At 36.0% G+C, this 25,148-nt stretch carries 22 protein-coding genes and 1 riboswitch; of the genes, 5 read left to right on the forward strand and 17 right to left on the reverse strand.

Translation table 11 applies throughout. The features are described from left to right. Window positions 1-103: 103 nt before the first annotated feature. From ACS3UD_RS07845 to ACS3UD_RS07870, 6 genes are all read right to left on the reverse strand, one after another. On the reverse strand, window positions 104-1,585 hold the full coding sequence (locus ACS3UD_RS07845; protein WP_308137009.1) for a cobyric acid synthase: 1,482 nt from the start codon (window positions 1,583-1,585) through the stop codon (window positions 104-106). Between the two features lies 1 nt (window position 1,586). Continuing rightward, the gene (locus ACS3UD_RS07850) at window positions 1,587-2,618 is read right to left on the reverse strand and encodes a phosphoglycerate mutase (RefSeq protein WP_308137008.1); all 1,032 of its coding nucleotides are present in this window, start codon (window positions 2,616-2,618) and stop codon (window positions 1,587-1,589) included. Beyond that, window positions 2,615-3,691, reverse strand: coding sequence for a threonine-phosphate decarboxylase CobD (gene cobD / locus ACS3UD_RS07855; protein WP_308137007.1), 1,077 nt, complete (start codon window positions 3,689-3,691; stop codon window positions 2,615-2,617). The genes ACS3UD_RS07850 and cobD overlap by 4 nt, the downstream gene beginning before the upstream one ends. Before the next feature lie 14 nt (window positions 3,692-3,705). Then, window positions 3,706-4,656, reverse strand: a complete 951-nt coding sequence (gene cbiB, locus ACS3UD_RS07860) for an adenosylcobinamide-phosphate synthase CbiB (protein WP_308137006.1) — start codon at window positions 4,654-4,656, stop codon at window positions 3,706-3,708. Between the two features lie 95 nt (window positions 4,657-4,751). Then, window positions 4,752-4,920: riboswitch (cobalamin riboswitch) on the reverse strand. Between the two features lie 39 nt (window positions 4,921-4,959). After that, complete coding sequence (locus ACS3UD_RS07865) at window positions 4,960-6,054, reverse strand: threonine aldolase family protein (RefSeq protein WP_308137005.1); 1,095 nt, start codon at window positions 6,052-6,054, stop codon at window positions 4,960-4,962. 175 nt (window positions 6,055-6,229) lie between these two features. After that, window positions 6,230-7,222, reverse strand: a complete 993-nt coding sequence (locus tag ACS3UD_RS07870) for a lactate/malate family dehydrogenase (RefSeq protein WP_308137004.1) — start codon at window positions 7,220-7,222, stop codon at window positions 6,230-6,232. 257 nt (window positions 7,223-7,479) lie between these two features. Here ACS3UD_RS07870 and ACS3UD_RS07875 point away from each other — a divergent pair, with 257 nt between their 5' ends. The 4 genes from ACS3UD_RS07875 (at window position 7,480) to ACS3UD_RS07890 (ending at window position 11,078) form a co-directional block, all read left to right on the forward strand. Beyond that, window positions 7,480-8,199, forward strand: a complete 720-nt coding sequence (locus tag ACS3UD_RS07875; RefSeq protein WP_308137003.1) for an N-acetylmuramoyl-L-alanine amidase — start codon at window positions 7,480-7,482, stop codon at window positions 8,197-8,199. A gap of 158 nt (window positions 8,200-8,357) precedes the next feature. Beyond that, window positions 8,358-8,981 carry a hypothetical protein gene (locus ACS3UD_RS07880; RefSeq protein WP_213926939.1) on the forward strand — a complete coding sequence of 208 codons (624 nt, stop codon included), beginning with the start codon at window positions 8,358-8,360 and terminating at the stop codon, window positions 8,979-8,981. Window positions 8,982-9,205: 224 nt separating this feature from the next. After that, window positions 9,206-10,513 carry an HD-GYP domain-containing protein gene (locus ACS3UD_RS07885; protein ID WP_308137002.1) on the forward strand — a complete coding sequence of 436 codons (1,308 nt, stop codon included), beginning with the start codon at window positions 9,206-9,208 and terminating at the stop codon, window positions 10,511-10,513. A gap of 7 nt (window positions 10,514-10,520) precedes the next feature. Continuing rightward, window positions 10,521-11,078 carry a DUF5317 domain-containing protein gene (locus tag ACS3UD_RS07890; protein ID WP_308137001.1) on the forward strand — a complete coding sequence of 186 codons (558 nt, stop codon included), beginning with the start codon at window positions 10,521-10,523 and terminating at the stop codon, window positions 11,076-11,078. A 59-nt stretch (window positions 11,079-11,137) separates the two neighbouring features. On the opposite strand, the gene ACS3UD_RS07895 is transcribed toward ACS3UD_RS07890, so the two are convergent. The 3 genes from ACS3UD_RS07895 to ACS3UD_RS07905 form a co-directional block, all read right to left on the reverse strand. Beyond that, window positions 11,138-11,653: a spore maturation protein gene (locus tag ACS3UD_RS07895; protein WP_308137000.1), complete on the reverse strand. Its 516-nt coding sequence runs from the start codon at window positions 11,651-11,653 to the stop codon at window positions 11,138-11,140. Further along, the gene (locus ACS3UD_RS07900; protein WP_308136999.1) at window positions 11,650-12,228 is read right to left on the reverse strand and encodes a nucleoside recognition domain-containing protein; all 579 of its coding nucleotides are present in this window, start codon (window positions 12,226-12,228) and stop codon (window positions 11,650-11,652) included. The genes ACS3UD_RS07895 and ACS3UD_RS07900 overlap by 4 nt, the downstream gene beginning before the upstream one ends. 115 nt (window positions 12,229-12,343) lie before the next feature. After that, window positions 12,344-13,609 carry a hemolysin family protein gene (locus tag ACS3UD_RS07905; RefSeq protein ID WP_308136998.1) on the reverse strand — a complete coding sequence of 422 codons (1,266 nt, stop codon included), beginning with the start codon at window positions 13,607-13,609 and terminating at the stop codon, window positions 12,344-12,346. A 346-nt stretch (window positions 13,610-13,955) separates the two neighbouring features. Here ACS3UD_RS07905 and ACS3UD_RS07910 point away from each other — a divergent pair, with 346 nt between their 5' ends. Next, on the forward strand, window positions 13,956-15,218 hold the full coding sequence (locus tag ACS3UD_RS07910) for a glycosyltransferase family 2 protein (RefSeq protein WP_374049912.1): 1,263 nt from the start codon (window positions 13,956-13,958) through the stop codon (window positions 15,216-15,218). Window positions 15,219-15,290: 72 nt separating this feature from the next. On the opposite strand, the gene orr is transcribed toward ACS3UD_RS07910, so the two are convergent. From orr to ACS3UD_RS07950, 8 genes are all read right to left on the reverse strand, one after another. Next, window positions 15,291-16,364 carry an ornithine racemase Orr gene (gene orr / locus ACS3UD_RS07915; RefSeq protein ID WP_308136996.1) on the reverse strand — a complete coding sequence of 358 codons (1,074 nt, stop codon included), beginning with the start codon at window positions 16,362-16,364 and terminating at the stop codon, window positions 15,291-15,293. A 1-nt stretch (window position 16,365) separates the two neighbouring features. Then, complete coding sequence (locus ACS3UD_RS07920; protein WP_308136995.1) at window positions 16,366-17,721, reverse strand: GlmL-related ornithine degradation protein; 1,356 nt, start codon at window positions 17,719-17,721, stop codon at window positions 16,366-16,368. A 1-nt stretch (window position 17,722) separates the two neighbouring features. Continuing rightward, window positions 17,723-19,915 (reverse strand): D-ornithine 4,5-aminomutase subunit OraE, encoded by a 2,193-nt coding sequence (gene oraE / locus ACS3UD_RS07925; RefSeq protein ID WP_308136994.1) that lies wholly within the window; start codon window positions 19,913-19,915, stop codon window positions 17,723-17,725. Between the two features lie 13 nt (window positions 19,916-19,928). Further along, complete coding sequence (locus ACS3UD_RS07930; RefSeq protein WP_308136993.1) at window positions 19,929-20,279, reverse strand: ornithine aminomutase subunit alpha; 351 nt, start codon at window positions 20,277-20,279, stop codon at window positions 19,929-19,931. Between the two features lie 240 nt (window positions 20,280-20,519). Next, on the reverse strand, window positions 20,520-21,920 hold the full coding sequence (ortB, locus tag ACS3UD_RS07935; protein WP_308136992.1) for a 2-amino-4-oxopentanoate thiolase subunit OrtB: 1,401 nt from the start codon (window positions 21,918-21,920) through the stop codon (window positions 20,520-20,522). Beyond that, window positions 21,913-22,218: a 2-amino-4-oxopentanoate thiolase subunit OrtA gene (gene ortA / locus ACS3UD_RS07940; protein ID WP_308136991.1), complete on the reverse strand. Its 306-nt coding sequence runs from the start codon at window positions 22,216-22,218 to the stop codon at window positions 21,913-21,915. Before ortA ends, ortB begins: the two co-directional genes overlap by 8 nt. 75 nt (window positions 22,219-22,293) lie before the next feature. Further along, on the reverse strand, window positions 22,294-23,352 hold the full coding sequence (gene ord / locus ACS3UD_RS07945; RefSeq protein WP_308136990.1) for a 2,4-diaminopentanoate dehydrogenase: 1,059 nt from the start codon (window positions 23,350-23,352) through the stop codon (window positions 22,294-22,296). A gap of 350 nt (window positions 23,353-23,702) precedes the next feature. Continuing rightward, window positions 23,703-25,097: a sigma-54 interaction domain-containing protein gene (locus ACS3UD_RS07950; protein ID WP_308136989.1), complete on the reverse strand. Its 1,395-nt coding sequence runs from the start codon at window positions 25,095-25,097 to the stop codon at window positions 23,703-23,705. Window positions 25,098-25,148 lie beyond the last annotated feature (51 nt).

Below are 25,148 nucleotides of genomic sequence, written 5' to 3' on the forward strand. Positions count from 1 at the left end.
ATGGATAAATATAAAAGCCGATAATCGCTAAATACAAATTTCGGCTTTTTTTGCAAACAAGAGTTACATTAATCAAAAATCAAAGCACCCTGCTCTTTTCATTTTATATTCCTATTATTCTATATATTTGTTCCATGTCAACAGCATTCCTAACATTATCTGCTAATTTATCATACTGAATTTCTTTATATTTTTTAAAATCAAATTCGCTGATTTCTTCTAATGATAGACCCTTATGCTCTGCAAGTGTTCTTACAATGGCATTAACAACTCGACTGCTGTCAAATATTCCGTGGATATAGCTTCCGGCAACGTTGCTGCGGACACATCCGTCTTTTTTTTCATCCAGTAAACATAAGGGCTGTCCTTCCATTATCTTTGAATTGCCCATATGAATTTCATATCCTTCCACATCAATGCCTGAAAGCAGGCTGTAAAAGCCTTTTATATCACCTATTTTTCCCGACGAACGCACTGTAGTCTTTGTGCCTGAAAAGTCTGTAACAGTCTTAAGCAGACCTAACCCCCTGATGCTTCCTCCACCTTCTACACCCTCGGGGTCATTTATTATATCACCAAGCATCTGATAGCCTCCACATACACCAAACACGGCTCTTCCTTCCTTGGCATGCCTTACTATCTTTACCTCTAATCCCGACTGCCTGAGCCATTTTAAATCCTCTATGGTGTTTTTAGTGCCAGGTATAATTATCATATCGGGACTACCCAATTCTCTCACAGACGATACATATCTGAGCGAAACACCGCTGATTAATGAAAACACATTGAAATCAGTAAAATTAGACAACCTTGGTAGCTTAATAACTGCAATATCAATCATGCTGTGCTCACAACTTTCCACAAGCCTTTCAGAAAGGCTGTCCTCATCATCAATATCAACGTTCATGTAAGGCACTACTCCCAACACAGGTACCTCAACAATATTCTCAAGCATATCCAGTCCAGGCTCCAGAAGCTTTATGTCACCTCTGAATTTATTTATTACGAAGCCTTTAACTCTATCCTTCTCTTCTTCATCAAGCAAAAGCATTGTTCCTGCCAAAGATGCAAAGACTCCTCCTCTGTCAATATCTCCAACTATAATAACCGGTGCATCAGCAATTTTTGCCATGCCCATATTCACTATATCCTGTTCTTTCAAATTAATTTCCGCAGGGCTTCCAGCTCCCTCAATAACTATGATATCATATTCTTCCGCTAGTGAACTGTAAGACTTGATAATATGAGGAACCATTTCATCCTTGTAAGTATAATATTCTTCAGCCGACATGTCCTTGAATACCTTTCCGTTCAATACAATCTGCGATCCCTTTTCCCCAGTAGGCTTCAAAAGGATAGGATTCATTCTAACATCCGGTTCTATGCTGGCAGCTTCTGCCTGCATAACCTGTGCTCTTCCCATTTCAAATCCGTCCTTTGTTATGAACGAGTTTAAAGCCATGTTCTGCGACTTAAATGGTGCCGTTTTGTATCCGTCCTGCGTCAATATTCTGCACAGAGCGGCTGTTATAAGGCTCTTGCCCGCATTTGAAGTTGTTCCTTGAACCATTATTACTTTTGCCATCTTAATTCCTCCTATCGCTGCATATATAATCAACAAAGCCGGTTTCATGCCTGCCTGTTATGCTGCTGGTCTGATGATCCGATACAATAATCATACTTGCATTTTCTATGTTTTCGTAAATTATTTTTATTAATTCTTTGTCTATTTTTTCAATAAAATTTATTTTTCCTTTTATGTCCCTTCTATGGGAAGCTTCATCCGTTCCGTTTACATGAACTATAACTGTATCATGAGTTTTCAGCTCATTAATTGCATTTTCCGCTTTTTCTCTTAAATCTGTATCAACATCCCCCGTTCCCCTTTTAAGAACAGGAACGTCCATCTTCATAGATTTGGCTATACCTTTCATAATATCAGCACTGCATATGCACGAACAACTCTTTCCAAACAATTCAGGAAACGAAGGCAGTACTGTTTTATCCGCAACGCCCCAGGGATAAAACATATAGCTTTTACCTCTCACAGAAAATTTGTTATCATTTATAAATTCCTTTAATTCTTTAATTCCTTCAAGCTGATTCAGCAAGCACTCCATTCTGCCTCCTATGTTTTCATGAGGAGGCATATCCTTAATAGAAAAAAGCTTTTCTGATTTCCCAGCAATGATAATATTTCTGTATTCATTCAAGTGATAAAATTTAATGCCCCCGGGTTTTATATTCCCTGAAGCTGAACGCATCTCTTCTCTTGTAAGACCCTCACCGTTAAAGGATTCAAGCTTGTTGCCTTGAATGCTCACTAAGTTGCATCTCAGAGCAACCTCATCTTCTCCTGCATCAATATTTTCCGCAACTGCCTCAAGATATGCCCTGTTTTTTGGAATAAGATTTCCGTTAACTCCAAGTATTGATAAAATGCACCCCAAGCTGTCAGGCTCTCTTCCATCAGGGCAATACATCTTTTTTGTTCGGAACCCTTCATAAATAATCTTATCAATAAACGGTGTATATGCGTATTCTAAAGGCTGCATATCATTCAGCTCTGCTATATTTTTTTCACTTAAACCGTCTATTATTATTAAAACCTTCTTCATAGCATCTCCCTTATTTCATACAATGCCTTAATGAGAAGTTTATTTTCATTCTTTGATTTCACTGCAATTCTGTAATAGCTTCTGTCAAAGTTTTTGTAATTTGAGCAGCTTCTTATCAATATATTTTTTTTAAGCAGTTCTTCCTTTAAATCCACATCATTAAAAATTTTAAACAATATATAGTTGGCATTAGAATTATATGCCTTAATATTCAACTTATTTAGTTCACTGAGCATGTAATTTCTTTGCTCCTTTATGTACGAAACAGTCCTGCTTACATACTCTCTTTCCTTCAGTGCCGCAATCCCCGCAGCCTGTGCAATATTCGAAACATTCCAGGGAGGCCCTGACGATTTCAGTCCATTAATAACATCTCTTTTTGAAGACATACAATAACCCAGGCGTATCCCCGGAATAGCATATATTTTGGTAAATGCTTTCAATACAATAAGATTATTGTATTTATTCATTAGTCTGACAGAACTTAATGATTCTTTATTTTCCACAAAATCCAGAAAACATTCATCTATAACCACAGTTGCCCCTGACTTCATACATTTGTCAATTATTTTTTCTGTTGTTTTAATATCTGTTATTTGCCCAGTTGGATTATTGGGGTTGCACAAAAATACAATATCTGTATCATTATTTATATGATTTAATATGTTATCCTTTATCTTAAATTCATATTCTTCACCCAGATTGTAATAGTTAATATCTGCACCGACTGCTTTCAATGCGCTCTCATATTCGCTGAAGGCCGGTGCAGTAACAAGGCCTTTTTTGGGCATTAAGAAAAAAGCAATACGATATATGGCTTCTGCTGCTCCATTTGACGCAAAAATAAAGCTGGTCGGGACTTTTTCGACTGATGCAATACTTCGGATTAATTCTGAAGAATTGATGTCCGGATACCTGTTAGAATATTCAATTGAATTTATACAGGCGGATTTAACCGAATCGGGTATACCCAAAGGATTTATGTTTGATGAAAAATCCAATATTTCATTTATCCCGCTACCGTTTTTTTCGGCCGCCGTATATATGTCGGCGCCATGTATTTCTATACTCATAGTATTCTCCTATTTTATAAGCTTGTAACAAAGTAGTAAAGCAATGAACCTGTTGCCAACGTCAGCATAGATGCTGCGTACATAAGCCTATTAGCCCTTTTAATATCTTCTATTTCTATTTTTCTTATGTCATCTCCTATTGTCGGCTTGCTGACAAGCGCGCCTCCGTAATAGCTGTCTCCTCCAAGCATTATGTCCAGAGCTCCGGCGCACACTGATTCCGTATGTGCTGAGTTTGGGCTCTTGTGATTGTACCTATCTCGCAAATAGATTCTGAGGGCATTTTTGTAATCCATGCCTGTAATAAATGCCACAGCGATCATAATAAGCGCTGAAATCCTTGAGGGAATGAAATTTGCAACATCATCAGCTATGGCTGAAACCCTGCCTATATTTATATATTTTTCATTTTTGTATCCAACCATTGAATCTAAAGTATTGACTGCCTTGTACATAAATCCCAGAGGAGCTCCTCCAATCATTATGTAAAGCATTGGAGCAATAACCCCGTCAGATGCATTTTCTGCAACAGTTTCCACAGCCGCTTTTGCAACAGATACTTCATTAAGCTTTTCCACGTCCCTGCCCACAATAAAAGATAAATAATTACGAGCTTCAGCTAAATCATTTCTTTTCAGTGATTTATAAACCTTCATACTTTCATCCTTCAAACTTTTTGTTGCAAGTATGTAGTAGCACATTAATCCTTCAATAATTAATGCAAGCATAAAACTAACCTTTGATGCAAAATATAAAATTACATATGGAATTACAAATGAAGTAAAAACAACCGAAAACCATAATATCGCTCCTGCCGCTGTTTCTTCCTTTGAATTTTTGCAGCATTTTCTCAGCTTGTCCTCAACAAAGCAAATCATATTCCCTATGAGTCTTATAGGATGAAACCATCCTTGAGGATCTCCGATAATCAAATCAAGCACATATCCGATGATGAGTGAATTCATATTATTCCTTTCTGACATACCTTATTTGGACAAACAAAAAACCCTCCTGAACGGAAGGCGGTTACACACATATTTCAGACAGTCCTCCCGACAATCCATAAAAAACTAATTTGGCAGGTTTCCTGACTTTCGGATCATTTAACGCTCGCCTTCCCATTTTCACAGTGGCAATGAGCCTTATCACCTTTCACAGTAGCGGGGGCTGTAACAGCTTTTACTGTTTTCCCTATTAAAACAAAAGTTACCAACAAAGTACATTTTCATTTATTTATGAAATAATTATAAATCAACAGGATTTAAATGTCAATGAAAGAGATAGCTTCTTACTTTTATGTATTCATTAAACCTGTCAAATACTTGTTTTAACAATTCCTTAGGAATTTTCGAAAACTCTTCACCAATTGATATTTCGAATTTTGATGTTTTTTCATCTATTTTTTTAATACCTCCGGCTATTGAAACATCAAATTCGCTAAATATTTTTGAAACTATTTTCTCCAGTTGATCACTGCTGAAATCAGCATGCACATGAAACATATTAGTCATCGGTATTTCAGGTGTCGTACGAACAGATGGCAAATCATTGAAATACTTTGCCAGTTCTATAGCTTCTTCATGAAATTTACTCATCATATCTTTTCTTTTTTCATAATAATAATCAGCAGCAATGATATACGGATAGAGACTTATTAAATCCCCTCCATGCCTGCGTTTCCAGATTTTAGCTTTGTTAATAAACTCTTTTTCCCCAGCTAAAACAGCTCCTGCAACAGCACCTATACCCTTGTAAAAGGAAATATACACGCTGTCAAAATACGCTGATATTTCAGCCGGAGATTTTTCATAGTATGGAAGCGATTCAAATAATCTGGCACCGTCAAGATGGATGTACATATTTTTAGACCTTGCGTATTCTATAATTTCTTCCAATTCATTAAGAGCCGGCAGATATCCTCCTATTTCTCTCTGAGGTAGTTCAATTAACAAAGTCCCAACATTCTCCTTAACAGACATTAAATCTTTTATGGTAAACAGTCGGTTTGTTTCACCCAAAAGAACAGTTTCCAAACCATGCAAAATCTTTATTGCATCTTGCTCATGCAATTCCAAATGTGAGAGAGGATGATATGCAACTTTCTTGTTGTTTTTATCGTCTGCGTAGATCCTAAGAGCAATCTGTTGTGCCATCGTACCGCTTGGCATAAAAACAGCTGATTCTTTTCCAAGTATTCCAGCAAATTTCTTTTCAAATTCTTCAATAATTTCGCCTTTGCCGTATAAATCGGCAAACCTATCTTCTTGTATACTGTTTAAGGCTTCCTTTAATATATCGATACTTCTTGGACCGTTACCTTGGAATTTATACTTTGCAGCCTTATATTGATCAGTTAACTTCATAATTCACCTCTTAAAATGTTATTGTTACAATGCTTTCTAACAAGCATTTATTTTTATTATACCGCTAAATGATAATGTTTGCCACAATTATTATATATCATCGTTTTTGTAGCAAACAATAAAAATCAAAGTTTCAAATACTCTGTATCTAAAACTTTGATTTTTATTTTAAATATTATCTCTTAGAAAATTTAGGACCTGTTTTTGCATCAACCATGGTTTCTTGGATATACGCTATTGTTTCTTCTAATTTTTTTGTTTCCCATTCATTTAACTTTACAGGTATCTGCTTCAAAACACCTTCACGCCCTATAATACATGGCATGCTCAGCGCCACATCTTTGTCATGACCGTATTGACCACGCAATGTAGTTGATGCAGGGTAAATACTTTTTTCGTCTAACAGCACTGCCCTTGCCATTGTAACTGCCGACTGTGCGACTCCTGCATTTGTCCAGCCTTTGCCGTTAAACACTTCATATGCAGCGCTTACAGTCAATTTTTTAACCACATCGGGATTTTGTATATCTTTCTTTCCTTCTAGGAAAGTATCTGCTTCAGATAAAGGAATCCCGCTGATATATACATGGCTCATAACAGGAAAAGCTGTCCTGCCGTGTTCTCCCATCATAAATCCTGTAACAGATTTCGGATCAATATTGTAATTATCAGCAACTATTTTGCGTAGTCTGGCAGAATCAAGCATGGTTCCTGTACCAAAAATACGCCCTTTCGGATATCCAAATTCGTTTTCGGCAATATAAACCATAGTATCCAATGGATTAGTAATAAAAATAATAACAGCATCTTTAGTATATTTTGTAATACCTTTCATTACACCGCGAATAACTTCACAGTTTGTTTTTGTCAATAAGGTACGGTCTGGTTCACCTTTTGGATCATTTGGATCAGGTATTATGCTTGGACCTGCAGCTACGATAATCACATCTGCATCAGCACATTGTTCATATTCTCCATTTGTAACATTTACGTTGTTCATATAAGTCAATGCTGTAGCCTGGGCTTGATCCAATGCCTCGCCATAAGCTACATTCTCTAAAATATCAATTACTCCTATTTCAGCGAACAGTCCGGTTTTCATAGCATCTGCCAAAACATATGAACCGACATGTCCCACTCCTACAACTACTAATTTATTTTTGTGCATGTCATGTCTCCTAAAAATTGTTATTTAAATTTCTTTACAGTTTACTGCCATATATGTAATCTGTCAATCCCGCGCTGTGATTTACAATATCAGAAATTACATATTTATTCTCTTTTGGATTAATTAATTCCTATTAAATATTACTGTTTTCTGCCCTGCTGCCGCACGATTAAAATTTCAACTATATAAAGCAGTATTTTGTAATTATTGTTGACAGCCCCTCATAATCTTATATAAGAAAGGCTTTGGAGGTAGCAATGGAAAATATTTTTAAAAGAGTAAATATAATATTTGCGATAGCATTAATGATTGTAATGCTGATGTCATTATTTTCCGATATAAACAAAACAACAGAGACAATTGATGCAACGGATAGAGAACAGGTAAAAAAGCTCAAGGTTCTTATTGACCCCGGACACGGAGGTATCGATCAGGGAGCAAGCGGTGACATGGGAATTGGCGAAGCCCCCCTGACTCTTGCAATATCTGAAAAGCTTATGGCTTTCCTTGAAGGAAGCGGATTCGATGTAGAAATGACCAGGTATGAAGATGAAGGACTCTATTCGCTAAAATCCAAAACTATCAGAGAAAAGAAAAATGAAGATTTGACAAACAGGGTAAAAATGATAAATGAAACCGAAGCAGATTTGACAATTTCCATACATCTAAATTCCTTCCCGCAAAAACAATATTACGGCGCCCATGTTTTTTATCAAAAAAACAGCATGCCGGGAAAAATTGCCGCAGAAATAATGCAAGATTCATTAAAAAATATTCTTGATAAAAATAATAAAAGAGTTCCTCAGGTGAAAAAAAACATAAAAATAATGGACGAAACGAAACCTCCTGTACTGCTGATAGAATGCGGTTTTTTATCAAACCCTTCTGAAGAAAAGAAGCTGGTTTCCGATGAATATCAGGAAAAAACAGCTTGGGCAATATATACTGGGTTAATAAGATATTTTAATGAATATTAATATAATACAAAAAAATACGTTTGTGGTCTGCCTGCAAATGTATTTTTTTGTATTTATTGAAAATTATTAAAAAATATAATAATTATTGTTAACTTTGTGTTGAATTATAGGGAATGTTGTATTATAATCAAGATAGTATAACGTTTTGGAGGACTAATATGGATTTCGAAGAAATAGAATATTTTCTCGCCAATATCAAATCTGTTCTATCATGTAAAATTATTACCGACTCTAATAATAATATAACTGAAATACATGTCCTGTCTGACAGCAGCCGACACTCTAAACAAATTGTGCGGGACATAAGAACTGCTCTACTGTCTCATTTTAATTTGGATGTAGATTACAAGATTATAAGTGTTGCTCAAGTTAATAAGAACATTTCTATTAGCTCTGATTTCAGGCTGATTTACGAAGGTTATACAAATGAGACAAATTCGGAAAGAATAAAAATTTCCATTAAATTTTCATGGGATGAAAAACAATACATAGGAGAAGCAGAAGGAATAAAATCTGAAAAAAATACCCTCATGGTTGCGGCTCAGGCGACTTTGAACGCTATAAAAAAAGCAATTGATTTAGACTGCTTCATAGTTGATGATATACAAGCCGCCCGTATAGCAGGCATGGATGTAATGCTTTCTTCCGTTACCCATATAGAGCGTGGAAGAGAGAACACACTGATAGGATCTGCAATTGTTAATAACAATAAGGTCGATTCCACAATAAAAGCTACCCTTAATGCTATAAACAGAAAAATCTGTTTATTTATAAAAGAATGATCGGGCTGACTAAACAAAAAATAGAAACAAAAAACTAGCGTAGCGAAACCTTCCTGTTCTACTAGCGAACAGAGCAGAGATTCTCTGTAGGAGGGGTTCACACATGAAAAAATTAATGCCTATAATATCTTCAATAGTAGCATTGGTACTAGCTGCAGGCGCAAGCTTTACTTGGGCTTAACAGCAATTTAACATGTCAGCCCTTCATTATATGAGGAATGAAAATGAAAAATATTGCAGACAATAAAATACCTAAAAAAGAAAAAATAAGCACAAATTTATTTTTATATATTTTCATACTGGCTATTACGGCTTTTGTTCTTATGTTGCACCTTTCTAGAGTATATGCTATAAATGACTATTCCCTGCTCATAGTATTTTCCGCATTATCAATTATTGCGGAAACATTTTTTATATTGCTTCCTAAAGTTGGCGCAATTTCCGTAAGCTTTGCACTGTATTATTCTGCCATAATATTGACAAATCCCCTATTGGCTTCAATAATATCCGCCATAGGTGTCGCTTTTAGATTTCCATATAAGGATGGCGTAGGGAGAGTCCATATTTTAAACAACCCTATATATAAAACTATATTTAACACAAGCCAACTTATGATATGTTCAGGCATGGCTGGAATGGCATATGTATACTTAAATAATATTATAAATGTAGGTTTTGATTTTTATAATCCTGTCGCAGGAGCTGCAGCATTATCAGTATATATATTACTGAACACCCTTTTTATGTCAGCTTTAATGTCAATATTATTAAATGAGAAATTTATTTACATATGGAGAAACAATTTCTTTTCCATGATGATAAATGTGCTTTTAGTTGGATTGTTAGGCATAATACTTGCATTTGCGTACAACAGCTACGGTATCGGCGGTCTGCTGTTATTCTTCATTCCACTTTTGCTGGCAAGGTATACTTTTAAGCTTTATATAGATATGCGCAAAAACTATTTTGAAACAATGAATGTTTTGGTACGAGCTATTGAAGCAAACGACCCGTACACCAGCGGACACTCGTTAAGAGTGAGCGCATACTCCGAAGCAGTTGCAAAGCAAATCGGACTCCCTCAAAGCAAAATTGATTTGATAAAAAGTGCCGCTTTGCTGCACGATATAGGTAAAATCGGAATAGATAAAAATATATTAAATAAGACCGGCAAACTGGAGCGGGATGAATTTGAAACAATAAAATCTCACCCTGAAATAGGTGCTACTATAATTGCCGACTTAAGTTATCTGTCAAATATTTCAGATATTATTCGTCATCATCATGAAAGAAATGACGGAAAGGGCTATCCTGACGGTCTGTGTCATGACAGCATACCTCTTGAAACCTCAATACTCACTATTGCTGATTCCTTTGATGCCATGACAACCAACAGACCTTACAGAAAATCTCTGAGCCTAGAGGCTGCATTAAGTGAAATAAAGCTGAATTCGGGTACACAATTCAATCCCGACATAGTTGACGACGCAATAATAGCTCTGAGAACCACATATTACAAGGTAACAGAATAGGTGTACTATGCTTCCTGAAATCATATTTTTTTCAATACTGTCCATATTCATCCTGATTATAAGAAACAGAAAAATTAATTTCACAGATATTAAATTAGAAATTAAAGGATATAAAATACTGATAGCAGTGGCCGTAATAGAAATTACTGCTGAATATTTATACGGAAATTTCAGCCATAACAACCTGCTTAGGATTTTGAGCCTGAACTGGCTTATATACCTTGCGCTGATAATCGTTTCAACACTAAACTTCAAAAAAACATTCATGAAGCTTTTGCTTATAGGTACACTTCTCAACTTTATTGCAATAGCATCGAATGATTTCAAAATGCCTGTGCTTGTTTCCGATTTGCTGGCTAATGCAGATGCTAACAGGTTATACCTTGGAACAGGTCAGGATCTGATACATTCACTTCTAACCGAAGATACAAAGTTTAAAATGCTGTGTGACGTTATAACTCTTGCTTCTCCCTACCCTTTTCCTAAATCAATAAGTATAGGTGATATATTTTTATTTCTGGGAGTCTTTGTATTTTGGCAGGAGCTTCCGCGATATACTAAGTAATTAACTTGCATAAATCATAGCTAAAGCCTGATTCACAAAAAACAGTTTAACTTACTATTTTAAAACATTAATTTGCATACTGCCAGCGCAGCAAAAATTGATGCACAATGAGCTATTAAGCCAACTTTTATTGTATACCTTACGTTTTTAATTCCTACAGCTCCAAAATATACTGCAACAGTATAAAAAATCGTCTCTGATGATCCCATTAACACCGATGCGGTTCTTCCTATGTATGAGTCCGGACCGTAAATATCGAGTATTGTTTTAAATACACCCAGTGATCCGCCTCCGGAAAGGGGTTTTACTATTGACAGCGATAAGATTTCCGGGGGAAACCCAATCATAGAAGTTAAGGGAGAAAGAATTCCCACAATAAAAGCTTCTGCTCCGGAATGTATAAATAAATTGATTGCAAAAACAACAGCCAGTATATATGGAAAAATTTTCACTGCAGATTTTGCACCTTCCAGTGCCCCTTCAACAAAAACGCCGTAAATATCCACATTTTTTATCATTCCGTAAATTAATATTCCTCCAATTACCGACGAAAGCAGTATATCTGATGCGCTCATCTGAAATCCCTCCCTTCGTAATATTTTGCGGCAGCAACTGCAACCGCTGTTGAAAAAGCTGTTGCAACAATAGTAGGTACCATTACATCTCCCGGAAAGGCCGCTCCCGAATCCGCCCTTAATTTTATTATATTTATAGGAATAAGCTGAACGGACGATACGTTAATTATTAAAAACATACACATTGCATTATTTGCTGTGCTTTTATCTCTGTTATGAAGCTGCATTTCATGCATTGCCTTTATGCCGAATGCAGTAGCAGAATTACCGATACCAAGCATATTTGCTGCTAATGTCATAATAATTGCATTAACTGCTTTTGTATTATTTTGAACCTCTTTAAACAAAAATCCGACTATAGGTTTAATTGCTGTCGAAACCCTGCTTAAAATTCCTGATTTTTCAACTATTGCCATTAACCCTGTCCAAAAAGCCATAACAGGCAGTAAACTTAATATAATCTCAACTGATTTTTCCAAGTCATAAAATAAAACATTTGTAACTGTTTGAGGACTCCCGTTCAAAAATGAAAACAGTATGCCAAGTCCTATCAAGCTAATCCATATTTTCCCCATATTCAACCCTCTCCATGTATATGCTTCTTTGTTAATAAGTCATCACCCTGCAATTTAAGGCACAAAAAAACAAACATACTAAATAATATGCTTGTTTCTAATAAATATATCTTAATTATTGAACAATGGTATGTGCTTCATTTTTTATTTTTTCAACCTGTATTTCCAGGACTCTTTTTGCTTCAGCCTTTGTTACGGTAATATCCAAATTTTTATATGCAATTCTGCCCCCAACCTCTGGAATTTCTTCGAAGAGTGTTGTAATAAATCCATTCACTGTCGTAACATCCATCTCATCATCAGCTTCAAGTCCAAACAAATCAAACATGTCTTCAATGTCTGCATTGCATGAAATAAGGAACTTGTCGTCATCAATCTTTTTGAACCATTCTATTACCTCGTCATGCTCATCCCATATTTCTCCCACAAGCTCTTCAATTATGTCCTCCATTGTAACAAGGCCCTCTGTTCCTCCATATTCATCAATTACTATTGCCATATGTGCTTTTGCAATTTGAAGTTCTTTCAACAGCTCTGAAATTTTTTTGTTGGGCGTAACAAACAATATTTTGGAAACAAGCCCTTTAATATCTTTTTCCTTCCTGTTCAGAGCCTGATAAAAGTCTTTTTCGTGCAATACTCCAACAATATTATCAATATCTCCTCTAAATACAGGTAATCTTGAGTAACCGCTCAACAGAAATTTTTCCTTAATATCGTCAAGGTTTTCTTTTTCCTCAATACCTGCGATATCAATTCTCGGTGTATAAATATCCTCCACAACAGTTTCGTTAAACTCAATTGCAGATCTAATTAAGTCACTTTCACTTTTATTTATAACACCTTCATTTTCTACTTCATCAATCATAGTCTTAAGCTCATCCTCTGTAACAGACGGAAGGCTTTCTGTTCCAAAAATCCTGACGAATCCTTTTTTAAATGAAAACAACAGAAAATTTATCGGAATGCAGACAAATGCCAAAGCCTGTATTGCAGGAGCTGAAAATATAGCAAATTTTTCAGGTGCAATTTTGGCCAATACTTTAGGCAGCAGCTCTCCAAATATCAAAATTAACAAAATTGTGGTTATTGTAGCCAAAGCTATTCCATAATTGTTAAAATAACTAGATAAAGTAAATACTGCTATAGATGTTGCCGTAATATTTGTAATATTGTTAATAATAAGAATTGTCGACATCGTTTCTTCGTAATTTTCATCCAATTTCAAAACCAATGCCGCCTTCTTAGAATTCATGCTGTATAAATTTTTCATTCTAGTCCGGTTAAAGTTAATGAATGCTGTTTCTGCAGCGGAAAGAATTGCAGATGCCAGTATCAGAAAAATAAATATTACGACCCGACTTATACCGTCATCGTCCATTATTGTAAATCACTCCCAATTAATTATTATATATAAATAGTATAAGATATTCGATAACAATAGTCAATCGATTTTGTGTATCAGCGCTATATTAAATGTAGCGCATCGAACTTTTAGCTAAATTAATCTAGCAGTTTTTTAAAAATAATTTTATGGTATATTAAGGAATTAATAAATAGCATAAAAATATATATTTTTCAAATAATAATTAATACCTTCACTTTCAGATATTTGTATTTTAAATAGCTCAGTCCTTTAAATTAAGCGAATTTTAAGAATTCCTTAATTGATTTAATTCGTGGAAATGCTATACTTACAAAACGAAAAGGGTAAAAAAAATGGAGGTATTACATTGTTATCGTTTATAAGCATATTTAACTTAACTATATTTATAATATTAACAGGATTTTATTTTTATCAATTATTTTATGTATTTGTAGGTCTATTCAGAAAAAGTAAAATAATGTATGCTGAAAATAATAACAGATATGCTGTTATTATTGCAGCTAGGAATGAAAGTGCTGTTATAGGTCAATTATTAAAAAGCCTTAAAAAGCAGGATTATCCGTCCTCGCTTGTAGATGTTTACGTCGTTGCAGATAACTGCACCGATAATACTGCAGAAGTTGCCAAAAATTCAGGTGCAACTGTGTTTGAAAGGTTTAACAGACAACTTGTTGGAAAGGGATATGCCTTAGATTATGCATTTAAAAGGATATTGAACAGCGATGAAAAATATGACGCATATTTTATTTTTGATGCAGACAATCTGCTTGATGAAAAATATATTTCTGAAATGAACAAGGTATTTGATAACGGATATAAAATAGTAACAAGCTACAGAAACTCCAAAAATTATGACACCAACTGGCTTTCAGCAGGATATTCGTTATGGTTTTTGAGAGAAGCAAAGTACTTAAATAATTCGAGAATGATACTGAATACAGGATGTGCAATTTCGGGAACAGGATTTATGGTATCAGATGAAATTATAAGAAAGAATAATGGTTGGAAGCACCACTTGCTAACCGAAGACATAGAATTTTCTATCGACAGCGCCATTCATGGTGAACAGATAGGCTATTGCGGAAATGCAGTGCTGTACGATGAACAGCCTTATTTGTTTGAACAGTCATGGAATCAGAGACTTAGATGGGCAAAAGGTTTTTACCAGGTTTTTGCACGGTATGGTCTTGAACTGCTTAAGAACATTTTTACTAAAAGAAGCTTTTACTGCTACGATATGTTTGTAACTATATGCCCGGCATTATTTCTGTCTCTGCTGAACGTAAGTATAAATCTGATATTTCTTACTGTTGGTTTAATTAATATTGAAATATATCCGGAAATAATTCAGGAAACATCAGGAGCAATTATGATGTCCGTAATTAATTCTTATTCAGTTCTATTTGTATTGGGGTTAATTACAACAGTTTCAGAATGGAAAAACATAAATTCAACTCCATGGAACAAGGTTAAATATATGTTTACATTTCCAATATTTATTTTCACATATATTCCTATTTCAATAGTAGCTCTATGCAAGAAAATAGAATGGAAACCAATAACGCACAGCATTGCTAAATCTATTGAAGAAGTGCGACAATAAATACAAAAAGATATAAACAAACAGCCTCCTGAAAATTATGGAAGCTGTTTATTTATATCTAAGGCTTTGAAACTATCTTATATAGACTCTATCCACATATGCGCTGCTTGTAGCCGCTCTTAAAAGGCTTGAGTAGCTTAGTTTGAATTTAATTATATCTCCGACCTTGTAATTTCTATCAGATTCGTTTACATTTAAAAGCAAATGGTCAGAGCTTGCACCCAGTACGGATATTTTAGAGTCTATAGGATGCAGGTTGTCAGGATCAACGTCCTGTCTTCCTACTGCTATTATGGCTCTCTTGATTACTCCAAGATCTTCGTAAAAAGGCTTGTTTCCAAATGCATCCACACCTATCTCTCCGATAGGGACTGATTGCTTTTCCTTCAATTCAATTATTTCCGCTTCCAATGTAAAAGCATCGTCATAGAAACCGTCCAGCATTTGGCTGTACGCGGTTTCATCTCCCAGAGCGAATGCCTCTCCCACTCTCAAATTATTAATTCCTTCCGGAAGCTCATTTTTTCCTATCAGATGAACCGAACTTGAGTTTCCTCCTGAAATCATCTGAAGCCTTATTCCAAACTTTTTCTCTATTTTATCTGACGTTTCAACCAATATAGACAAGTTTTCCTTTTGAGGTATTACTGCACCGTAGCATGTAAGATTAACACCAACGCCGTAAAGCTCAATATTTTTCAGCTTAAGTATTTCCTCAACCGCATTGTAAATTTCGTCTTCATTTTTATAGAAAATTCCTTCTCTTAAATCTCCCAAATCTATCATCAGAAGTATCTTATGTTTTTTATTCTGTTCAGCTGCTGCTTCATTTAATCTTTTGATTGTTTCAATTTCTGAATTCAAAGAGATATCAGAATAACGAACTGTTTCTTCTGCTTCGGACATCATGGGAAGTCTTAAAAGCACTCTTCCTTTTTTTGTTCCTTCATATTTTTTCAGATTTTGGATTCTTGAATCGGCGAAGTAATCAATTTTTGATTCCTCCAGCATTTTGTATATCTCCATATCTGCACAATAAACTTTTGTCACTATCATGAGAGAACAGCCTGAACCTTTTACCAATTCAATAGTTTTATCCAGATTATTTTTCAATTTTTTTAAATCTATTACCAATCTGGGATACATATCATTCTCCTATTCTTAAGCTTTTTTTCATTAATCTCAAGGCATCCTTGGGATAACTTTTTGCAAGTACTCCTAAAGATGACAGTATATAATCTTCGTCTATTAATATTTTTGCTGTCTGTTTAGGATATAGTTCCTGCTCCTTGCTGTGATTTTTTACCTTCTCCAGTATTTTCTTTTTATTCGGTAACCTTGTTAGAGCTCCGCCGGTACCAATTACATATTTTATTACCGTAAGATCTTTTCCCTCAGCAACAGTCTTTTTACCAGATGCCGTATAAAAATATCTCAAATGCCCTGCATGTCTTTCCAGTGAAGTTAAAACAGCTTCAAGAGTCAGTCTTTCAACAAACTGCTTTTCTCTGTCTGTCTCTGGTATTGGCTTGTATCTTTCTAAAATTTCATCACAGTTAGGAAATTCTTGTCTCAGCTTGTCAATTCCTATTTTTTCGACAACGTGGCTAACATTGACAAATACACCTAAATCTCCCTCCACTGTACGCTTTGCTTCCGGTTCGGGACTGATTAAAATCGAATTGACCTCTTCACTCCCTGCAGTTACAGAATGGACATCCGTCGTTGCTCCACCCACATCAAACACAACCAAATCTCCCAAGTTATCCTTCAATACTTTGGCTGCTTCCATTACAGCTCCCGGTGTAGGAATTATAGGACCTTTAACAAGATCTCTAACTTTCGACATTCCCGGAGCATGAATAATATGCTCTTCAAAAGCATCTTGAATTATTTTTCTTGTAGGTTCAACTACAAGCGTATCTATTTTAGGATATACATTTTCAACAATATAAACCTGATTTCCGGCTTCCTCGCACATAAGTCTAACTTCATCCTGATTCTCAACATTTCCTGCATATATTATAGGAATGTTTAAATTCATCGAAAGAATCTTCTCCAGATTATGAAGCGCCGTTTCTCTTTCACCGTAATCCACTCCCCCGGCGACAAGAATAATATTAGGCATAATTTCCTGTATTTTTTTAAGATCCGTCCTTCTCATTCTACCTGAGGTAATCATTTTTATAATTCCTCCGGCTCCAAGCGCGGCTTCCTTTGCCGCTCTGACAGTCATGTCATATACCAGGCCGTGTACTGTCATTTTTAATCCGCCTGCAGCACTGCTTGTAGCCAACATATCATCCCATGTTATTTCATCCGCTTGCAGATTTCTGGTTAAGGAATCAATAGCTCCTTTAAGCCCGACCGTTACATCTCCCTCCAGGACGGATGTAGGTGCCTGACCCTGTCCTATAAAGACAGGGTCAATGCCTATTCCATTGAATGCGTTGACTACTGTAGTGGTGCTGCCTATTTCAGCTACCAATACATCAACTTTCAATTTAATTCATTTCCCTTCTTCTTTTTACTAAGAAACTTGCAACATCTATACCGTGTGTTCCTCTTCCAAATCCTGCATCAAGTCCGGCTTCCAAAGCTATTTCATTTGTTACCTGAGTTCCTCCGCAAATTATCATAACTTTTTCTCTGATACCTTTTTCTATGCACAAGTCATGAATCTTCTTCATGTTCTTAATGTGAACATCGTCATGAGTTATTATTGTACTTAACAATATTGCATCAGCATTAGTTTCTATTGCGGCATCCACAAGTTTCTCAACCGGGCATGATGTTCCAAGATATTCATACTTGATTCCAAATTTCTCAATTCCACCGTGCTTGATATCGAGAGTTTCCTTCAAACCTACGGAATGCTCATCTTCTCCGACTGTTGCAGCAACTATAAACATCGGTTTTTCCTGAATGTCATCTCTTATTTCCTGCTCTGAAAGCACTTCAGGTTTTTCCGGAATTACAAGTTCATTTATATCTATATCGAAGTTTACTCTTCCTTTAACTTCGCAATATGTTCCTTCTGAAGGATGCATGCATTGCTTGTGTACAACAGTTACATCTTCAAGTCCCATTTTTTCTCCACACTTCATTGCAGCAAACTCAGCCGTCCTTTCATCCAAAGGCAGGAATATAGAAAGAAGCACAGTTCCATCAGCTCTCCATTCAACTTCAGGTTTAACAAGATTTGTATCATAGTATTTTTCAACTTCTTTAAGTCTTACATTAACATTGTCATTTTCATCCAGCTCATCTATATATTGAATTTTAGAGCGGTCTTCAAATGTGTCTCCGCCTATTGCTTCACTTGCGCTCTTAAATTGCTTAGGAATGTTATTGTACCCATAGTGAACAGATACTGGAGCAAAATAATCCTCATCTCTTTCATAAACAAAGCCGTATCCTATTCCGCCTTCAATTTCTCTGGCAATACCGTCTCCGTTTCTTTCAGGATACTCACCGCTGTCAACAAAGAATCCTTGTTCAACTGCTTTAAAGAATCCGCCTACCTCAAGGATTTCTTCCATGAACAATACTGCTCTCTCCTTAAGTTCACGAACCTTATCTCCCAACGGTCCTTCTCTGTCCAACTTAACCATTTCTCTTAAGCCGTCCATACCTGTAAGAGACTGTTTTGCAGTCATAACACCTGCAATATTGTTATAATGCCAAGGAACGTTTCTTCCTTCGTCAGGAGTTATTGTCGACTGGATATCTGCACTTGTTAATCTTGATATCATCATGTTCATCGTGTGAGTAACAGCCGCCTCACGAGTATCTGATTCCATATATTTCGTATTTTGCTGAGCTCTCATCTTGTATTCTCTGAAGAAATCACGCAGTGCCACAGCATACGGAAGATCCAGTCTCATACACGGTGCCGGAGGAGCAGTCGGCGGTACTGTAGACAATGCTATATTTTCAGGCTTAATACCTACTTTTCTTGAGAATATTGAGTTAATAGCATGCTGAACCATTAATTCAGGCATTACTTTCCATGCTTTCATAGCAGTTGCATTTGCATTGTGCGCTCCATCTATTTGAAGCATATCAGACCAAGCCATTATTTTCTTTGCCTCACATGCGTCAACAAAGCTTCTTACCATGTTTACATTTCTGTACAGAACATTGTACTGAGGGTCCTGGTGTGCACCGTTAACTCCTTCTTCAGCAAACATAACCGCAATATCAGGACCTGCGACTCCTGAAATATATGAATGGAAATTAATAGGGCGCCCTACTTCATCTTCAATCAAATCGCATGCTTTTCTGCTTGCTCTTACCTGCTTTCTAGTTACCATGATACCGCCTATACCCTGGTTTGTTCCTTCCAGCAGTGAATCTATATGTGACTGTCCTGCTGTTCTGATAACCATTAGATGATCAGCACCGTGCCATGCAGCCATACGCATTCTTCTTATATCATCTTCAAATCTTCCTGAAGCAATTTCCGTAGTTATAACGCAATCAGGCTGAGGGTCTATATATCCGAAACCTCTGCTGCCAGGCAGCGGAACAGAATTCTTCAGGCCTTCGGATGTTTCGTGATATTCGAAATCTCCTACTGTCCTTTTTTCATTTCTTTTATCTCTCCAATGCCATCCGCGTCTTCTAGGCTCATATTTATCTAAGTCTTTCAATAATTCTTTAATATCTATCTTCTTGTTAGGATCTAGCTTCATCTACTTCCCCTCCTTAAAATAATGATTCTACGTCGTCCCAATGTCTTCCGTTTGCAAGCTCTAAACCTGCTTCACGAACTGAGCATCCCAGTTTTTGAGATAATCTCCAAACAACGTTTCCAGCACCCTTGCCCATAAGCCCTTTGTTCATAACACCTTCTACAATAGGCTTAACTTCAAGACTTGAGAATCCCATTCTTAACAAAACACTTCTTTCAACAGAAGGGGTTGTATTTTTCTTTCCTAATTCCAGCAGCGGGTCAACTACTTTATCTGCCAAATTCCAAAATCTTTCATATAATTCCTCATCTGAAAGATTCGCAAGATGAGCTCTTCTTTGTTCATAATCGTCGGCTCTTTTCATATTTTTCCTCCATCAAATAATTTGAACATATGCATTAACATATGAATCAGATCAATATCAAAGTATCAATCTGTTTGCCCGTATAATTCGTCCTGCGAGACACCATAATCTATCCGTAAGTACTGTAAAATACGTATATACCTGGCGGAAACGAAACGGTTCGTTTTTTCATCAAAAGCTACATTCTTTTTTAACAGCCTAAGGCGTATTTGCATACGCCTTAAATTAATTGCTTTTTTCTTATAAAGTCTCTAATACTTTCTTTACGTAATCTTTATCTGTCTTTGTTTCCTCTGCAAGGAACTCAATATCTGCATCATTTGGTACAACATCATAGTTTTTCAAAGCATTTTTAATAAGAGATTTTCTCATGTGTTCTAAGTCTGCATCATTTGCTTTAATCAATGACGGATGTGAAGGAAGAATTATATTTTTACCCGGAACTTCATCTTTAGGATCCCCGAATTTTACTTCTATTCCGTTTTGTCTTGCAAATGAAAGCTGTGGCTGTATATGCTTTCCTGCTCCAGTGTATTCAGTTTCCTGTACAACTATCATCTGATCCTGATCTAATTCCTGTGCCAGAGAGAATGCAGCTGTTAATGCAGTATTTCCTGCAGGCCCTTTTTCCAGTCCTTCAAGACTTGCAAGAACTTCGGTTATATAAAATACTTCGCCTTGACGAATTGTTAAATATCTATCCATGTATCTTAACGGTCTTGCAGCTGAACGAGGAACATCTGATCTGTCTGGCCATGTTGTAAATGGCATTCCAAACCCTGTATGTCCAGTTGTAAATGACTTTCTATTAAACTGACTGTCAGAAGCCATATGCAATCCTGACAAGTCAACACTTGCTGCAACTATTTTTGATTCAGCTCCTGCTTTTTTCAACCCTCTTGCAGTACCAGTCAAGTTTCCTCCGCCGGCATTTGTGCAAACTACCACATCTGGGTCCTTGCCGTGCTTTTCTCTAAACTGCATTGCTATTTCATATCCCAATGTTTCAACGCCTGCGATTGCAAATGGTGTATAAAGTGATGCATTGAAATATCCTGTTTCTTCAAGTATAGCCAAGAATGTGTAGAATAATTCAGGTCCTACAGTAAGTTGTACTACTTCTGCGCCCAGTGCTTCACATTTTCTAGCTTTTTCAATTATTTCAGGCTGTCCAATTCCTTTAGAATCATAGCACTCCTGAACTACTATACATTTCAATCCATACATTGCAGCCTGTGATGCAACTGCTGCACCATAGTTACCGCTTGTTGCTGAAACAACACCTTTATATCCAAGTTTCCATGCCTGATATACTGCTGTAGATGCTCTTCTTGCTTTAAAGCTACCAGATGCATTTGCTGCTTCATCTTTTATAAATATTCTAGCGCCTTTTCCTGCCGGTGCCATTTTTCTTGCTAATGCTGTAAGATTTCTCAGTTCTATTATGGGAGTATTTCCAACGCCGTGATCTGATTGGATTTTTTGAATTTCTTCAATTGAAAATCCTGCCTCTCTCATCATTCTTTCGTAGTCAAAAGCTATAGAACCGCTCTCAAATACAGAGAAATCAAGTCCTGCTGCCTGCTTCATTATCTCAGGCCTTCTGCTCATTACCGCTGAATAGCTCATATCCTTACTCATTGTCAGCACCTCCAAATAAAATATCTTTCACTTGATCGCTGATTTTCATTAGCTCAGGAACAAATGTGCCAAAGTCATGTTTATAGTACGGATTTGCTTCCAGCAAAGTTCCTTTTTCTGTACGTTTTGTCCTTGTAATAACTGTTACTTCATCGCCTACATTTGCGTCATCTTGCAGATATCCTTTAACCCACATTTCCAGAGGAACTTTTTTAGTATCATCTGGAGCCTGAGGTGCTCTTTGTGACGGTTCTAATATATTTCTGTGTATTAAAACCCATTCGCCTTTTTTAATCATTATTGCACTTCCTTATTTATTATTTTATTTCTTAACATACATAAGTATCGATTATACTTTTTATTCTGTTAACAATTATTTAACTATTTTGCATTCAGGATCTATTAAATCTCTCATATCACCCATAATAGCTCTTGGAACAGGCAGATCAATCATTGATCTTAATCCTGGTTTTGCATTGATTATCTGAGGTATCATGTTTACGCACATTGCAATTGTACCTATTCCTCCTGGAACTTCAGGTGAATTTACCATGTTAATATTTGGTGTTCCCTTAATTATTACATAATCACCTGTCTGTACTCCAACCTGTTCTGGCTCAATCTGCTGTGGATGATCCATCTCAAGTTTTAATTCTCCGTCAACGTATCCAAAACCTTTCATTGCAACGCCAGCAACATTTCCAGCTGCTGCAAAGCCATAAGGAGATTTTCTATCAACATCTGTAACTATAGGTTCCATTGAAGTAGTTATTTTGTCTACTTTCCAACCTATAGCATCAGCAATCATACTAATTGATTCATGGAATCCTACATGCCCTGCTAAGTGACCTGTTTCAACGCCTTTATTGAATTCATCAGCTGTGATTCCTATACCTTGTTCCTGCATAACAGTTGGTCCAAACGGAGACAAGCTGTTAACTCTTCTTGAAATTACGTGGTCAACTGATTCACAGCAACCTGTCATAACAACAACAAGCAGGTCCATAATTAAGCCAGGGTTAATTCCTGTACCAAGTATTGAAACTCCGTTTGCTTTTGCTATTTCATCTAATTTCTTAGCATGCTCAGGAGATTGAGCCTGTGGGTATGACATTTCTTCAGCACTCGATACAACGTTAATTTTTCTTTCTAAAACAAATTTAAGTCTTTCGAAAGCAACTTTGGTATAAGAGTCAGTACAGCACAAAACAACGTCTGCAGCCTTTTCCTTGATAACATCTTCAGGAGAGCCTATTAAAACTTCCGGTCTGTCTCCTTTTTCAACTCCTATTATTTCATACATGCTTTTACCGATTTTTGCTCCTCTGCCTACTGCACCTACGATATCAACACCTTTTTTGTTTAATAACATTTTAGCCATACCAGAACCCATTGCTCCAAGGCCCCAAATAATTACTTTTACATTCTGCATTTTGAATCCTCCTTATTTAAATAGATATATTATAGTTGCGGTCACGCCGCATCAAACATAAAAGTTAAAGCATATTTATTATTTACAACTTTAACACTTCATATACCCCTGACTCCCTTAACTATATATTTAGCAATAACTATGCCAAACATTTTCTAAAATAAATAAAATATTTGTTTTAATGCTTTCACAACGCTTTGTAGCGTTTATATTCCAATGAAAAAAAATCATTTACCAGTAAAAGTAATAAATTTATACATATGTATAAATTACATAAAAATACCATTTTCAAAATAAAAAAACGCAAAAATAGCAAATATTTTTGCGTTTAGCGCAAACATATTTGCTATTTATTGCATTATTTCATATTTCTTTATTTTATGTTGAAGCGTTTGCCGCTTAATTTTCAACGCCTCAGCTGCTTTTGTTATATTATTGTTGTTATTTCTCAAAGCTTTTTCAATTATACATTTTTCCAAGTTACTTAAGTATTCATCGATGCCCTCATCATCCATTTCGTGATCAACATTCGAATACTCTCTATCTGCATCAAGCACATTAAAGTGGTTTAGCTTCAATATTCTTTCATTATCATCTGTCATGCTTATAGCAGCCATAACAATATTTTCAAGTTCCCTGACATTGCCGGGATAGTTATATTTCAAAAGATTTTCCTGTGCGTCCTTCTCTATAGACAATATTTCTTTATTTAACCTGTCATTGTATTTGTGAATAAACATATTTACAAGCATCATAATGTCATCCTTGCGTTGACGAAGTGGCGGAACATTCAGCTGAATTACATTTAATCTGTAAAACAAGTCCTTTCTTATTTTGCCATTTTTCAATATTACTTCCGGTGGTTCATTGCTAGTGGAAATTATTCTTACATCTATTGGTATATCTCTTGTACCACCAACTCTTCTGATGTAATTTTCCTGCAAAACTCTTAAAAGTTTAGCCTGAAGTTCATACGGCATTGAATTTATCTCATCAAGCAACAATGTGCCACCGTTAGCCTGCTCAAAAAGCCCAGACCTGTCCATAGCGCCGGTAAATCCTCCTTTAGACGTACCAAACAAAAGCCCCTCAAGCAATGACTCTGGAAGAGCTGCGCAATTCTGCGCTATAAAAGGTTTATCCTTTCTAACGCCTTCATAGTGGATGCTCTGAGCTATGAGCTCCTTACCAGTGCCTGTTTCTCCGAATATGAATACCGAAGCCGAATTTTTTGATGCTTTTTTTGCCTTCTCTATTACGTTAATGAAATTGTTGCTGCTCCCAACTATATTATTAAAATTATACTTCCTGATTCTTTTAGTTTTAGCGGTTTCCGGCTTGCCGATTTCATTTTGTAGCTTTAAGATAGTATGAGACATTTCGGTCATTTTTGTTATGTTTTTAGCTACTTCAACAACTGCAATAACTTCGTCATTAATTACAACCGGAAATGTTGTATTGATAGTTGTTATTTCTCTTCCGTCCTTGTTAAGATAAGTTTGCTTAAGATCCGACGTAGTAACACGAGAGTTAAGCGCCTTAAGCAGTGTGCTGTTATCTACATCCAGATTTTTGAACACTTCTCCGAAGGGTTTTTTCATTACTTCCTTGGTTTCCATTTTTTCAAGCTTAGACATTGCTTCGTTATATATTATTGTATTGCCACTATTATCCAAAACATGAACACCTTCATCTGTATAGTGCAAAATTTTTTGCATTATAAACAAATATTCTTTAGCCTTCATACTACTCTCCTTTTACTATTATGTCATTATATCACGGTGATATATTTTTTA

Source organism: Sedimentibacter sp. LTW-03 (assembly GCF_052059825.1).
Taxonomy (GTDB): domain Bacteria; phylum Bacillota; class Clostridia; order Tissierellales; family Sedimentibacteraceae; genus Sedimentibacter.

Coding starts and splice junctions, on each gene's coding strand:
- ACS3UD_RS07845 (WP_308137009.1), bottom strand. CDS start 1,585: ATGGCAAAAGTAATAATGGTTCAAGGAACAACTTCAAATGCGGGCAAG.
- ACS3UD_RS07850 (WP_308137008.1), bottom strand. CDS start 2,618: ATGAAGAAGGTTTTAATAATAATAGACGGTTTAAGTGAAAAAAATATA.
- cobD (WP_308137007.1), bottom strand. CDS start 3,691: ATGAGTATAGAAATACATGGCGCCGACATATATACGGCGGCCGAAAAA.
- cbiB (WP_308137006.1), bottom strand. CDS start 4,656: ATGAATTCACTCATCATCGGATATGTGCTTGATTTGATTATCGGAGAT.
- ACS3UD_RS07865 (WP_308137005.1), bottom strand. CDS start 6,054: ATGAAGTTAACTGATCAATATAAGGCTGCAAAGTATAAATTCCAAGGT.
- ACS3UD_RS07870 (WP_308137004.1), bottom strand. CDS start 7,222: ATGCACAAAAATAAATTAGTAGTTGTAGGAGTGGGACATGTCGGTTCA.
- ACS3UD_RS07875 (WP_308137003.1), top strand. CDS start 7,480: ATGGAAAATATTTTTAAAAGAGTAAATATAATATTTGCGATAGCATTA.
- ACS3UD_RS07880 (WP_213926939.1), top strand. CDS start 8,358: ATGGATTTCGAAGAAATAGAATATTTTCTCGCCAATATCAAATCTGTT.
- ACS3UD_RS07885 (WP_308137002.1), top strand. CDS start 9,206: ATGAAAAATATTGCAGACAATAAAATACCTAAAAAAGAAAAAATAAGC.
- ACS3UD_RS07890 (WP_308137001.1), top strand. CDS start 10,521: ATGCTTCCTGAAATCATATTTTTTTCAATACTGTCCATATTCATCCTG.
- ACS3UD_RS07895 (WP_308137000.1), bottom strand. CDS start 11,653: ATGAGCGCATCAGATATACTGCTTTCGTCGGTAATTGGAGGAATATTA.
- ACS3UD_RS07900 (WP_308136999.1), bottom strand. CDS start 12,228: ATGGGGAAAATATGGATTAGCTTGATAGGACTTGGCATACTGTTTTCA.
- ACS3UD_RS07905 (WP_308136998.1), bottom strand. CDS start 13,609: ATGGACGATGACGGTATAAGTCGGGTCGTAATATTTATTTTTCTGATA.
- orr (WP_308136996.1), bottom strand. CDS start 16,364: ATGTATCCCAGATTGGTAATAGATTTAAAAAAATTGAAAAATAATCTG.
- oraE (WP_308136994.1), bottom strand. CDS start 19,915: ATGAAGCTAGATCCTAACAAGAAGATAGATATTAAAGAATTATTGAAA.
- ACS3UD_RS07930 (WP_308136993.1), bottom strand. CDS start 20,279: ATGAAAAGAGCCGACGATTATGAACAAAGAAGAGCTCATCTTGCGAAT.
- ortB (WP_308136992.1), bottom strand. CDS start 21,920: ATGAGTAAGGATATGAGCTATTCAGCGGTAATGAGCAGAAGGCCTGAG.
- ortA (WP_308136991.1), bottom strand. CDS start 22,218: ATGATTAAAAAAGGCGAATGGGTTTTAATACACAGAAATATATTAGAA.
- ord (WP_308136990.1), bottom strand. CDS start 23,352: ATGCAGAATGTAAAAGTAATTATTTGGGGCCTTGGAGCAATGGGTTCT.
- ACS3UD_RS07950 (WP_308136989.1), bottom strand. CDS start 25,097: ATGAAGGCTAAAGAATATTTGTTTATAATGCAAAAAATTTTGCACTAT.